The sequence below is a fragment of the Pseudomonas sp. JH-2 genome (assembly GCF_036231725.1).
Classification (GTDB): Bacteria; Pseudomonadota; Gammaproteobacteria; order Pseudomonadales; family Pseudomonadaceae; genus Pseudomonas; species Pseudomonas delhiensis.
Window position 1 is genome coordinate 54006 of record NZ_JAZAQP010000036.1, and the last position, 12847, is coordinate 66852.

The following is a 12847-nucleotide window of genomic DNA, read 5'->3' on the forward strand; positions in this document are numbered from 1 at the left end:
ACTGCGCTCCCGGACTGGGAAGGACGAATGGATATGCTGCGAGAGCGCCTGCTGAGGTTGCCCCGACGTTACAAGCGAATGCTGCAGGTGGTCACGGACGTGTTCCTGGTGTGGCTGGCCCTGTGGCTTTCTTTCGTGGTGCGCCTGGGTACGGACGACCTGACCTACCCCTTCCGCGTGCATGCCTGGCTGTTCATCGCCGCGCCCCTGATCGCGATACCGCTGTTCATCCGCTTCGGCATGTACCGGGCGGTCATGCGCTACCTGGGCAACGATGCGCTGATCGCCATCTGGAAGGCGGTGACCATCTCGGCCCTGGTGCTTTCGCTGGTGGTCTACTGGAACCGCTCGGTCGTCGAGGCGGTGCCGCGTTCCCTGGTGCTCAATTATTGGTGGCTGAGCCTGCTGATGGTCGGCGGCTTGCGCCTGGCCATGCGCCAGTACTTCATGGGCGACTGGTACAGCGCAGTCCAGGTCGTGCCCTTCTTCAAGCAGGACGATGGCCTGACCAAGGTCGCGGTCTACGGCGCGGGTACCGCGGGCAACCAGCTGGTGGCCGCCCTGCGCCTGGGGCGGGCGATGCGCCCGGTGGCCTTCATCGACGACGACGACGAGATCGCCAACCGGGTGATCGCCGGCCTGCGGGTATTCAAGCCCAAGCATATCCAGCAGATGATCGAGGAGACCGGCGCCCAGGAGGTCCTCCTGGCGATTCCCTCGGCCTCGCGGGCGCGCCGCCGCGAGATCCTCGGGCTGCTGGAACCCTATCCGCTGCACGTGCGCAGCGTGCCCGGCATCATCGACCTGGCCAACGGCCGGGTGAGGGTGGACGACATCCAGGAAGTGGACATCGCCGACCTGCTGGGGCGCGACCCGGTGGCGCCGCGCAGGGAGCTGCTGGAACACTGCATCCGCGGCCAGGCGGTGATGGTCACAGGGGCGGGCGGCTCCATCGGTTCGGAGCTGTGCCGGCAAATCCTGACCTGCGGCCCGACGGTGATGGTGCTGTTCGAGCACTGCGAGTTCAACCTCTACCGCATCCACCAGGAACTGGAGCAGCGCATCCGCCGCGAGTCCCTGCCGGTGCAGCTGGTGCCCATCCTGGGCTCGGTGCGCAGCGCCGAGCGCTTGCTGGAAGTGCTGGGCAGCTGGAAGATCAACACCGTCTACCATGCGGCCGCCTACAAGCACGTGCCGATCGTCGAGCACAACATTTCCGAGGGCGTGCTCAACAACGTGCTGGGCACGCTGCAGGCGGCCCAGGCTTCGATCCAGGCCGGAGTGCAGAACTTCGTGCTGATCTCCACCGACAAGGCGGTGCGCCCGACCAATGTCATGGGCGGCACCAAGCGCCTGGCCGAGATGATCCTGCAGGCGCTCAGCCAGGAGCCGGCGCCGGTGCTCTTCGGCGACAAGGCCGGCGTGCACCATGTGAACAAGACCCGTTTCACCATGGTGCGCTTCGGCAACGTCCTGGGTTCATCCGGCTCGGTCATTCCGCTGTTCCGCGAGCAGATCAAGCGCGGCGGCCCGGTGACCGTCACCCATCCGGCGATCACCCGCTACTTCATGACCATACCCGAGGCCGCGCAACTGGTGATCCAGGCGGGCTCCATGGGGCGCGGCGGCGATGTCTTCGTGCTGGACATGGGGCAGCCGGTGAAGATCCTCGAGCTGGCCCAGCGCATGATCCACCTGTCGGGGCTCAGCGTGCGCTCGGAGAGCACGCCCCATGGCGACATCGCCATCGAGTTCAGTGGCCTGCGCCCGGGTGAGAAGCTCTACGAGGAGCTGCTGATCGGTGACGACGTGGGTACCACCGAGCACCCGATGATCATGAAGGCAAACGAGGAAATGCTGCCCTGGGATGCGTTCAAGGCGGTGCTGGGCTCGCTGCTGAAGGCGGTGGAGCGGGGTGACTACGCCCAGGTGCGCATGCTGCTGCGCGATTCGGTCAACGGCTACTGCCCGGATGGCGACATCGTCGACCTGGTCCACCAGCAGCGCCGTATGGAACCCTGACAGATCAAGGCCGGCACTCGGTCGGACGCTGCCTTGTTGCAGGAGGGGCTCTTCGTCCAATCGGCGAGGAAGCCCCTGATTCATTCAAAGTGTGATTTTCCCTTCTTCCCCTTGCCCCACTCCTGTCGCTAAAGGTGAATGGCGAGCCCGTTCTGGCTCGCCATACCCAGTGATTAAAAGGAGTTATTCATGCATAAGGCATTCGCGCTACTGCTGGTCGTGCTTTCTTCCCTTTCCCTCTCGGGCATGGCTGCCGCCGCCTCTGCGCCGGAGAAGCTGACGCCGGCGACGGTCACCATGCACGACGAGAAGGAAGGGCTAGTCAGCCTCAACACCGCCGACGCAGAGATGCTGCAAAAGCGGCTCAAGGGAATCGGCAAGGCCAAGGCCGAAGCCATCGTGGCCTACCGGCAGGCCAATGGCCCCTTCACCAGCCTGGATCAGTTGCTGGAAGTGAAGGGCATCGGCAAGGCGATCCTGGAGAGCAACCGGGAGGCGATCAGCCTCGACTGAGGCGCTCCGCGATGGAAAGGCCGGTCCGGGCGACCGGCCTTTTTCATTGTTGCGTTGGTGGGGTGATGCTTGACCATGGCCAGCAGCGAGCATGGGGCGATTACCTTGGAAGGACAGGCCGAGATGGTGACCGAGGAGATGGAGCAGGCGTTGGGTCGCCTGAGCGACGAACCTGCGCCGTTCTCAAGGCAAAGTGGAGGGCCTGCACCGGCAGGCTCAGGATTGATGTCTGGCGGGAGAGGGATGGGAGGAGGCCGCCCTTGGCAGGCGACCGACTCTCGATCTAGAATCTCCCGTAATGGGAGATTCGGGACGGATGCGAGTCATTGCAAAGAGCACGTTGGTGAAGTTCTGGGGGATTCCTGGCCAGGAAGACGCCAAGGCTCCTTTGGAGAGTTGGTACGACGCGGCGACCAACGCTGAATGGAAGACTCCACAGGACGTGAAGAATCAATTCGGCAGCGCGAGCATCTGCGGCAACAACCGCGTGGTGTTCAACATCGGCGGCAACAAGTACCGCCTGATTGTGGAAATGCAGTACCGCTGCGGCATCGCCTGGGTGAAGTTCATCGGCACCCATGCCCGGTACGACCAGATAGACGTGGAGACGGTGAATGAATATTAAGCCCATCCGAAACGACGAGGACCTGCGCGCGGCCTTCCAGCGCCTGGAATCCGTCTTCCAAGCGGAAGAGGGCACGGCTGAGGCTGACGAAATGGAAGTGCTGGTGACGCTGATCGAGGCGTATGAGAACAAGCACTACCCGATAGGCCCAGCCGATCCCGTCGAGGCCATCAGGTTCAGCATGGAGCAACGAGGGCTGACCCCGCGCGATCTGGAGCCCTTTATCGGCAGCAGCGGCCGTGTCTCAGAGGTGCTGAATCGCAAGCGTGGCCTCAGCCTGGCGATGATCAAGCGCCTGCATGATGGCTTGAATATCCCCTATGAGAGCCTGCTGGCCGGGGCTGCCTAGTCTGGCTCCGGCGTTCTGTCATGGTTCGTTGAGGGTAGGCGTGCTGGGCCTGGGAAGCTATTGAAGGGTGTTGGGCCCCGCGACCTGGACTCGACGGTCCGGGGCCCTTACAAAGAAAAAGCCCCCGGCATGTGCCGAGGGCTTTTGAATTTGGCTCCGCGACCTGGACTCGAACCAGGGACCCAATGATTAACAGTCATTTGCTCTACCGACTGAGCTATCGCGGAACAACGGGGCGTATCTTACTGATTAAAAAGGGGAAGTCAACATTCTACCGATGACTTCCCCGATTTTTTTCAGAGCACCTGGACGATGGCGCGGGTGACGGTTTCCAGGTTGCCGTTGTTCAGCGCGGCGACGCAGATGCGGCCGGTGCCGACGGCGTAGATGCCGAACTCGTTCTTCAGGCGCGCCACCTGCTCGGCGGTCAGGCCGGAGTAGGAGAACATGCCGCGCTGCTGGGCGACGAAGCCGAAGTCGCGCTTGGCGCCCTGGGCGGCCAGTTGCTCGACCATGGCCACGCGCATGTTACGGATGCGGCTGCGCATTTCGCCCAGTTCCTCTTCCCACAGGGTGCGCAGTTCCGGGCTGTTGAGCACGGCGGAGACGACGCTGGCGCCGTGGGTCGGCGGGTTGGAGTAGTTGGTGCGGATCACCCGCTTGACCTGGGACAGGACGCGGGCGGACTCCTCGCGGCTGTTGGTGACCACCGACAGCGCGCCGACGCGCTCGCCGTACAGCGAGAACGACTTGGAGAAGGAGCTGGAAACGAAGAAGTTCAGGCCGGACCGGGCGAACAGGCGCACGGCGGCGGCGTCTTCGTCGATGCCGTCACCGAAGCCCTGGTAGGCGATGTCGAGGAAGGGCACGTGGCCCTTGGCCTTGAGCACCTCCAGGACCTGTTTCCAGTCGTCCAGGCTCAGGTCGACGCCGGTCGGGTTGTGGCAGCAGGCGTGCAGCACCACGATGGACTGCGAGGGCAGGGCGTTGAGGTCCTCCAGCAGGCCGGCGCGGTTCACGCCGTGGCTGGCGGCGTCGTAGTAGCGGTAGTTCTGCACCGGGAAGCCGGCGGCCTCGAACAGCGCGCGATGGTTTTCCCAGCTCGGGTCGCTGATGGCCACGGTGGCGTTGGGCAGCAGGCGCTTGAGGAAGTCGGCGCCGGTCTTCAGCGCGCCGGTACCGCCCACCGCCTGGGTGGTGACCACGCGGCCTTCGGCCAGCAGCTCGGAGTCGGCGCCGAACAGCAGCTTCTGCACGCCCTGGTCGTAGGCGGCGATGCCTTCGATCGGCAGGTAGCCGCGCGGGGCGTGGGCTTCGATGCGGGCTTTCTCCGCGGCCTGTACGGCACGCAGCAACGGGAGGCGACCCTCCTCGTTGTAGTACACGCCGACGCCCAGGTTGATCTTGCCGGGGCGGGTGTCGGCGTTGAAGGCTTCGTTCAGGCCCAGGATGGGGTCGCGGGGGGCCATTTCGACAGCGGAGAACAGACTCATTTTGGCAGCAGCTCTAAGGCGGGAGTGAAGATGCAAATGCAACCCCCGCGCACGGCGCTGGGGGATGCGTCGACGGGCCGGTATTATATAGGCCTCTATGGCACGCTGCGAGTTGATCGCGCATGCTTTCGCCTGGTTTGACGCCGCAATTCTGCCCGCGTCACACCCCACAGCGAGGTTCCCATGTCGATTTTCCAACTGGATTCGCGCTTCAAGCCGGCGGGCGACCAGCCCGAAGCGATCCGACAAATGGTGGAGGGGCTGGAGGCCGGACTGTCGCACCAGACCCTGCTGGGGGTGACCGGCTCCGGCAAGACCTTCAGCATCGCCAACGTCATCGCCCAGGTGCAGCGCCCGACCATGGTCCTGGCGCCGAACAAGACCCTGGCCGCGCAGCTCTACGGCGAGTTCAAGACCTTCTTCCCGCACAACGCGGTGGAATACTTCGTCTCCTACTACGACTACTACCAGCCGGAGGCCTATGTCCCGTCCTCCGACACCTATATCGAGAAGGACTCGTCGATCAACGACCACATCGAGCAGATGCGCCTGTCGGCGACCAAGGCCCTGCTGGAGCGTGAGGACGCGATCATCGTCTGCACCGTTTCGTCCATCTACGGCCTGGGCGATCCGGCGTCCTACCTGAAGATGGTCCTGCACCTGGACCGCGGCGACCGCATGGACCAGCGCGAGTTGCTGCGCCGCCTGACCAGCCTGCAGTACACCCGCAACGACATGGACTTCGCCCGCGCCAGCTTCCGCGTGCGCGGCGACGTCATCGACATCTTCCCGGCGGAATCGGAGCTTGAGGCCATCCGCGTCGAGCTGTTCGACGACGAAGTAGAGAACATCTCCGCCTTCGACCCGCTGACCGGCGAGGTGATCCGCAAGCTGCCGCGCTTCACCTTCTACCCCAAGAGCCACTACGTGACGCCGCGGGAGACCCTGATGGAAGCGGTGGAGCAGATCAAGGAAGAGCTCAAGGTGCGCCTGGACTACCTGCGCAACAACAACAAGCTGGTGGAAGCCCAGCGCCTGGAGCAGCGCACCCGCTTCGACCTGGAGATGATCCTCGAGCTGGGCTACTGCAACGGCATCGAGAACTACTCGCGCTTCCTCTCCGGGCGCGGCCCCGGCGAGCCGCCGCCGACCCTCTACGACTACCTGCCGGCCAACTCGCTGCTGGTGATCGACGAATCCCACGTCAGCGTTCCCCAGGTCGGCGCCATGTACAAGGGCGACCGTTCGCGCAAGGAAACCCTGGTGGAATACGGCTTCCGCCTGCCCTCGGCGCTGGACAACCGGCCGCTGCGCTTCGAGGAGTGGGAGGCGATCAGCCCGCAGACCATCTTCGTCTCCGCCACCCCCGGCCCCTATGAAGAGCAGCACGCCGGGCGCGTGATCGAGCAGGTGGTGCGGCCCACCGGCCTGGTCGACCCGCAGATCGAAGTGCGCCCGGCCTCGACCCAGGTGGACGACCTGCTCTCGGAAATCCGCCGGCGCGTGGCCAGCGAGGAACGCGTGCTGGTCACTACCCTGACCAAGCGCATGGCCGAGGACCTCACCGACTACCTCGGCGACCACGACGTGCGCGTGCGCTACCTGCACTCGGACATCGACACCGTCGAGCGCATGGAGATCATCCGCGACCTGCGCACCGGCGCCTTCGACGTGCTGGTGGGCATCAACCTGCTGCGCGAGGGCCTGGACATGCCCGAGGTGTCCCTGGTGGCCATCCTCGACGCCGACAAGGAAGGTTTCCTGCGTTCCGAGCGCTCGCTGATCCAGACCATCGGCCGCGCCGCGCGCAACCTCAACGGCAAGGCGATCCTCTATGCCGACAACGTCACCGGCTCGATGCAGCGAGCCATGGACGAGACCGAGCGGCGGCGCAACAAGCAGATCGCCTTCAACGAAGCCAACGGCATCGTGCCCAAGGGGGTGAAGAAGGACATCAAGGACATCCTCGAGGGCGCCAGCGTGCCGGGCGCCAAGGGCAAGCGCCGCGGCGTGGCCAAGGTGGCGGAGGAGAGCGGGCGCTACGAGGGCGAACTGCGCTCGCCGAACGAGATCAGCAAGCGCATCCGCCAGCTCGAGGAGAAGATGTACCAGCTGGCCCGCGACCTGGAGTTCGAAGCCGCCGCCGCGGTGCGCGACGAGATCCACAAGCTGCGCGAACGCCTGGTGGAGGTCGGCTGACCTCCACCAGCGCTTGGGTCAGTGCGCGGCAGCGCTGGCCTGGGCGCCGAAGCCCTTCGGCAGCGGGCGGGTCAGCAGCACGGCGATCATGCTGATGGCGAGGACGATGCCGATGGCGTGGAAGGCGTCGTTGTAGGCCATGATCGCCGCCTGTTGGTGGACGATCACGCTGATTTCCCCCAGCGCCGCCTGCTGGCTGCCGAGTTGCGCGGTCAACTGCGCGAGGCGCTCGTCCACCGCGCCGTTGACCGGCACCACCGCTTCGCGCAGGTAGTCGTAGTAGACCTTGGCGCGGCTATCCAGCAGCGTCGCCAGCAGGGCGATGCCGACGGCGCCGCCGAGGTTGCGCAGGATGTTGAACAGGCTCGAGGCGGAGCCGGCGTCCTGCGGCTGCAGGTAGATGGTGGCGATCAGCGAGATGGTCACCATCACCATCGGCTGGCCGAGGGCGCGCAGCAGCTGGATCTGGTTGAACTGCGGGCCGGCGAAGTCCGGGTTGAGCACCCCCGAGCAGAAACTCGCCAGGCCGAACAGGCCGAAGCCGATGGCGCACAGCAGGCGCGGCTCGATGATCTTCATCAGCTTGGGGATCAGCGGGATCAGGAACAGTTGCGGCACGCCCATCCACATGATCACCTCGCCGATCTGCATGGCGTTGTAGCCCTGGATCTGCGCCAGGTACAGCGGCAGCACGTAGATCGAGCCGTACAGGCCCATGCCCAGGCCGACGCTGGAGATGCTCGACAGGCCGAAGTTGCGGTTGCGCAGGATGCCCAGGTTGATCAACGGGTTGGGCCGCGAGGTCTGCAGGATGATGAACAGGATCAGGCTGACCAGGGCGATGCTGCCCAGGCTGACGATCAGGTTTGACTCCAGCCAGTCCTTGCGGTGGCCCTCCTCGAGGAACACCTGCAGGCAGCCCAGGCCGATGGCCATGCTGACGATGCCGGCGTAGTCGGTGCTCTTCAGCAGCTCCCAGTGCGGCGGCTTCTTCTCCAGGCCGTAGAGCAGCCCGGCGATCATCAGCAGGCCCGGCGGGATGTTGATGTAGAAGATGTATTCCCAGCCGAAGTTCTCGGTCAGCCAGCCGCCCAGGGTCGGGCCGATCGACGGGGCGAAGGTGGCGGTGATGGCGAACAGCGCCATGCCCTTGGGCCGGTGGTGCTCCGGCAGCTTGATCAGGCTCAGGGTGAAGGCCAGGGGAATCAGCGCGCCGCCGGTGAAGCCCTGCATGGCGCGGAACACGATCATGCTCTCCAGGTTCCAGGCGAAGGAGCAGAGCAGCGAGGAGAACAGGAAGCCGATCGACACCATCACCGCCAGGCGCCGCGCCGAGAGCAGCTGCACCAGCCACGCGGTGAGCGGGATCATGATGATCTCCGCGACCAGGTAGGAGGTGGAGATCCACGAGCCTTCCTCCAGGGTCGCGGCCAGCGCGCCCTGGATGTCCTTCAGCGAGGAGTTGGTGATCTGGATGTCGAGCACCGCCATGAACGCGCCGAGCATGGCCGCCAGTACCGCGATCCAGTCGCGCCGCGTAGGTTCGCCGGCGGGGCGCAGGAGCGGGTCAGCGCTCACCGATCTGCACCTCGGCCTCGACCGACATGCCCGGGCGGATCAGACCCTTGAGCGGGTTGTCGGCGGCGAAGGTGATCTTCACCGGGATGCGTTGCACCACCTTGGTGAAGTTGCCGGTGGCGTTGTCCGGCGGCAGCAGGCTGAACTGGGCGCCGGAGGCGGCGAAGAGGCTGTCCACGCAGCCTTCGATGGGCGTGTCGGGGAAGCTGTCGAGGATCAGCCGGGCCTTCTGCCCCGGGCGCATGTGGCCGACCTGGGTCTCCTTGAAGTTGGCCTGCACCCAGATGCCTTCGTCGGGCACCAGCGCCAGCAACTGGCTGCCGACCTGCACGTACTGCCCCACCCGCGCGCCGCGCTGGCCGACCAGGCCGGCCACCGGGGCGCGGATCTCGGTGCGCGCCAGGTTGATCTCGGCCTGGGCGATCTCCGCCCGGGAGGCGTCGATCTGCGCCTGCAGGCGCTTGATGTCGGCGTTCAGGGCGTCGACCTGGATGCGCTGGGCCTGCAGGTCGGCCTGGGCCTTGGCCACTTGCGAGCGGGCGACGTGGGAGTCGGCGGTCAGGGTGGTGACGCGTTCCTCGGAAACGTAGCCGGGCTTGCGCAGGGTCTGGGCGCGGTTGAGGTCGATCTGGGTGCGGCCGAAGGTGGCCTGGGTGGCGTTCAGGTCGGCCTCGCTGGCGGCGATCGTGCTGCCCTGGCCCTTCAGCTTGCTGCGCGCCTGGGCCAGCTCCGCCTCGTGGGTGGCCAGGGCGGCCCTGGCGCGGTCCAGGGCCAGGCGGAAGTCGGCGTCCTCCAGCTTGACCAGCAGTTGGCCCTTTTCCACGTGCTGGTTGTCGGTGACCAGCACCTGGTCGATGCGCGCGCCCAGCTGGCTGGCGATGCGGGTGATCTCGCCCTGGACGTAGGCGTTGTCGGTGGTTTCCTGGAAGCGGCCGATGAAGTACCAGCGCGCCAGGAAGGCCAGGGCGACCAGGCAGAAGAGGGCGAAGAAGATGCTCAGGCGGCGTTTCAATTGTGCAGGCATGATAAACGAGCGTTTGTTTGGCGGAATTTTTCCGCCAATGTAACAGTGTTCCCGGCTGGGGCGCAGTCGCTACAATTCGGAAACTTTGTTGTTTATAGGGAACAATAATGGGGCTGGATGATGCGCTGATCTTCACCCGGGTCGTGGAGTTCCACAGTTTCACCCAGGCCGCCCACAGCCTGGGCATGCAGAAGTCCACGGTGAGCCGGCGCATCGCGCTGCTGGAAGAGCGCCTGGGCGTGCGCCTGCTCAACCGCACCACGCGCAAGCTGCGCCTGACCGAGGTGGGGCAGGCCTACTACGACCGTTGCCGGCAGATCATGCTCGACTTCGCCGAGGCCGAGCAGGCGGTGATGCAGCTGCAGCAGGAACCGTCCGGCCTGCTGCGCATCACCGCGCCCATCGAGTTCGGCCAGATGTACCTGGGCGAGGTGCTCGGCGACTTCATGCGCCTCTATCCGCAGATCACCGCCGAGGTGGAGCTCAGCTCGCGCACCGTCGACCCGCTGGAGGAGGGCATGGACATCGCCATCACCGTCGGCCAGCCGGAGGACTCGACGCTGATCGCCCGCCGCCTGCTGGTGACCAGCCGCTGCCTGTGCGCCAGCCCCGGCTACCTGGAGCAGCACGGGCGGCCGCTGCACGTCGAGGACCTGGCCGGGCATCGCGCGGTGCTGCTGGCCCAGGACTCGCAGCGCTACTGGCCGCTGCTGAACGAGAGCGTGCCCTGCCAGCGGGTGCTGTCCTGCAACAACATCTCCTTCGCCCGCGAGGCGGTGCTGGCCGGGGCGGGCATCGCCTCGCTGCCGGAGCTGATCGTCGACGCGGCGCTGGAAAGCGGCCGCCTGGAACGCCTGCTGCCGGAGGTGCAACTGCCGATCGGCGAGCTCTACGCGGTCTACCCGTCGCGGCGCTTCCAGGCGATGAAGGTGAAGACCTTCCTCGACTACCTGATCCATCGCCTGCCCATCGACGAGGCCCATCGGCTGGAGCCGGGGGCGGCGCGCCTGATAACATCGCCCCCATGAATGCAGACTATTGTCTGCATCTTTCATTCCGGTTTTCACGAGAGCTTTCATGACCACTGTCCGCACCCGCATCGCGCCGTCCCCCACCGGCGACCCGCACGTCGGCACCGCCTACATCGCGCTGTTCAACCTGTGCTTCGCCCGTCAGCACGGCGGCAAGTTCATCCTGCGCATCGAGGACACCGACCAGGTACGCTCCACCCGCGAGTCGGAACAGCAGATCTTCGACGCCCTGCGCTGGCTGGGCATCGAGTGGGACGAAGGCCCGGACGTCGGCGGCCCCCATGGCCCGTACCGGCAGAGCGAGCGGGGCGCCATCTACAAGCAGTACAGCGATGAGCTGGTGGAGAAGGGCCACGCCTTCCCCTGCTTCTGCTCCTCCGAGCGCCTCGACGCCATCCGCGCCGAGCAGCAGGCGCGCAAGGAAACCCCGCGCTACGACGGCCACTGCATGCACCTGCCGAAGGAAGAGTCGCAGCGCCGCATCGCCGCCGGCGAGTCCCACGTGGTGCGCATGAAGGTGCCGACCGAAGGCGTCTGCGTGGTCCCGGACATGCTCCGCGGCGACGTCGAGATCCCGTGGGACCGCATGGACATGCAGGTGCTGATGAAGGCCGACGGCCTGCCCACCTACTTCCTGGCCAACGTGGTCGACGACCACCTGATGGGCATCACCCACGTGCTGCGCGGCGAAGAGTGGCTGCCCTCGGCGCCCAAGCTGATCAAGCTGTACGAGTACTTCGGCTGGGAGCAGCCGGTGCTCTGCTACATGCCGCTGCTGCGCAACCCGGACAAGAGCAAGCTGTCCAAGCGCAAGAACCCCACCTCCATCACCTTCTACGAGCGCATGGGCTTCCTGCCCCAGGCGCTGCTGAACTACCTGGGCCGCATGGGCTGGTCGATGCCCGACGAGCGCGAGAAGTTCAGCCTGCAGGAGATGATCGACAACTTCGACCTGTCCCGCGTGTCCCTCGGCGGGCCGATCTTCGACATGGAGAAGCTGTCCTGGCTGAACGGCCAGTGGATCCGCGAGCAGTCGGTGGAGGAGTTCGCCCGGGAAGTGCAGAAGTGGGCGCTCAACCCCGAGTACCTGATGAAGATCGCCCCCCACGTCCAGGGCCGGGTGGAGAACTTCAGCCAGATCGCCCCGCTGGCCGGCTTCTTCTTCAGCGGCGGCGTGCCGCTGGACGCCAGGTTGTTCGAGCACAAGAAGCTCGACGCCACCCAGGTGCGCCAGGTCCTGCAACTGGTGCTGTGGAAGCTGGAAGCGTTGCGCCAGTGGGAGAAGGACAGGATCACCGCCTGCATCCAGGCGGTGGCCGAGCACCTGGGCCTTAAGCTGCGTGACGTTATGCCGCTGATGTTCCCGGCCATCACCGGCCATGCCAGCTCGGTGTCGGTGCTCGACGCCATGGAGATCCTCGGCGCCGACCTGTCGCGCTATCGCCTGCGCCAGGCCCTGGAGCTGCTGGGCGGGGCGTCGAAGAAGGAAGCCAAGGAGTGGGAGAAGATCCGCGACGCCATCGCCGGCTGACGGAAGCCTCCTGACAAAAGGCCGGCCGCCTCCGGGCGCCCGGCCTTTTTCATGTCCATAATCCGGGGGCGAATCCGCCATGCGCGGGGCCCGAAGTACCGGGCGAAGGGCGGGGGAAACCTGGGGGCTTTCCTAAGTGATTGTTCTTTGGGAGAAAAAATTTAAAAAAGTCGAAAATTCTTGTTGACAGGGTTACGCCTCACTCTTAAGATGCGCCCCGTTCCAGCGACGAACTGAATCACAGGGCGAAGCGGAACGGTAGATGTAGCGGTACTTTGGGGCTATAGCTCAGCTGGGAGAGCGCTTGCATGGCATGCAAGAGGTCGACGGTTCGATCCCGTCTAGCTCCACCAAATTACCAGTAGGTTTCGCCGCTTCGCGGCGGAGCCGAAAATCGAAGGTTTGCGTCCCCTTCGTCTAGTGGCCTAGGACACCGCCCTTTCACGGCGGTAACAGGGGTTCGAGTCCCCTAGGGGACGCCA

10 protein-coding genes and 3 tRNA genes are annotated in these 12847 nt (G+C 65.4%); 9 read left to right on the forward strand and 4 right to left on the reverse strand.

Annotated elements, in window-relative coordinates; genetic code table 11:
• Window positions 1-27: 27 nt before the first annotated feature.
• The 4 genes from VV867_RS22025 to VV867_RS22040 all read left to right on the forward strand — a co-directional run bounded on the left by VV867_RS22025 (window position 28) and on the right by VV867_RS22040 (window position 3509).
• A complete protein-coding gene (locus VV867_RS22025) occupies window positions 28-2022 on the forward strand; it encodes a polysaccharide biosynthesis protein (RefSeq protein ID WP_328567559.1) in 1995 nt (664 codons plus the stop codon).
• Between the two features lie 189 nt (window positions 2023-2211).
• Window positions 2212-2535: a ComEA family DNA-binding protein gene (locus tag VV867_RS22030; RefSeq protein ID WP_275627259.1), complete on the forward strand. Its 324-nt coding sequence runs from the start codon at window positions 2212-2214 to the stop codon at window positions 2533-2535.
• A 316-nt stretch (window positions 2536-2851) separates the two neighbouring features.
• On the forward strand, window positions 2852-3160 hold the full coding sequence (locus tag VV867_RS22035) for a type II toxin-antitoxin system HigB family toxin (protein WP_328567560.1): 309 nt from the start codon (window positions 2852-2854) through the stop codon (window positions 3158-3160).
• Window positions 3150-3509: a helix-turn-helix domain-containing protein gene (locus VV867_RS22040; RefSeq protein ID WP_328567561.1), complete on the forward strand. Its 360-nt coding sequence runs from the start codon at window positions 3150-3152 to the stop codon at window positions 3507-3509. The genes VV867_RS22035 and VV867_RS22040 overlap by 11 nt, the downstream gene beginning before the upstream one ends.
• 151 nt (window positions 3510-3660) lie before the next feature.
• On the opposite strand, the gene VV867_RS22045 is transcribed toward VV867_RS22040, so the two are convergent.
• Both VV867_RS22045 and VV867_RS22050 read right to left on the reverse strand, forming a co-directional pair.
• Window positions 3661-3736: transfer RNA gene (locus VV867_RS22045), tRNA-Asn, on the reverse strand.
• Between the two features lie 69 nt (window positions 3737-3805).
• Window positions 3806-5002, reverse strand: coding sequence for an amino acid aminotransferase (locus VV867_RS22050; RefSeq protein ID WP_328567562.1), 1197 nt, complete (start codon window positions 5000-5002; stop codon window positions 3806-3808).
• Window positions 5003-5185: 183 nt separating this feature from the next.
• Here VV867_RS22050 and uvrB point away from each other — a divergent pair, with 183 nt between their 5' ends.
• Window positions 5186-7201 (forward strand): excinuclease ABC subunit UvrB, encoded by a 2016-nt coding sequence (gene uvrB / locus VV867_RS22055; protein ID WP_328567563.1) that lies wholly within the window; start codon window positions 5186-5188, stop codon window positions 7199-7201.
• 18 nt (window positions 7202-7219) lie between these two features.
• Here the strand turns inward: uvrB and VV867_RS22060 are convergent, their stop codons facing one another.
• The gene (locus VV867_RS22060) at window positions 7220-8725 is read right to left on the reverse strand and encodes an MDR family MFS transporter (protein WP_328567568.1); all 1506 of its coding nucleotides are present in this window, start codon (window positions 8723-8725) and stop codon (window positions 7220-7222) included.
• Window positions 8726-8768: 43 nt separating this feature from the next.
• Window positions 8769-9803 carry an HlyD family secretion protein gene (locus VV867_RS22065; protein ID WP_109933269.1) on the reverse strand — a complete coding sequence of 345 codons (1035 nt, stop codon included), beginning with the start codon at window positions 9801-9803 and terminating at the stop codon, window positions 8769-8771.
• Between the two features lie 107 nt (window positions 9804-9910).
• Between VV867_RS22065 and VV867_RS22070 the strand changes: the two genes are divergently transcribed.
• From VV867_RS22070 to VV867_RS22085, 4 genes are all read left to right on the forward strand, one after another.
• Window positions 9911-10831: a LysR family transcriptional regulator gene (locus tag VV867_RS22070; protein WP_109933268.1), complete on the forward strand. Its 921-nt coding sequence runs from the start codon at window positions 9911-9913 to the stop codon at window positions 10829-10831.
• A gap of 49 nt (window positions 10832-10880) precedes the next feature.
• Window positions 10881-12365, forward strand: a complete 1485-nt coding sequence (gene gltX / locus VV867_RS22075; protein WP_328567564.1) for a glutamate--tRNA ligase — start codon at window positions 10881-10883, stop codon at window positions 12363-12365.
• Window positions 12366-12642: 277 nt separating this feature from the next.
• Window positions 12643-12718, forward strand: a tRNA-Ala gene (locus VV867_RS22080).
• A 53-nt stretch (window positions 12719-12771) separates the two neighbouring features.
• Window positions 12772-12847, forward strand: a tRNA-Glu gene (locus VV867_RS22085).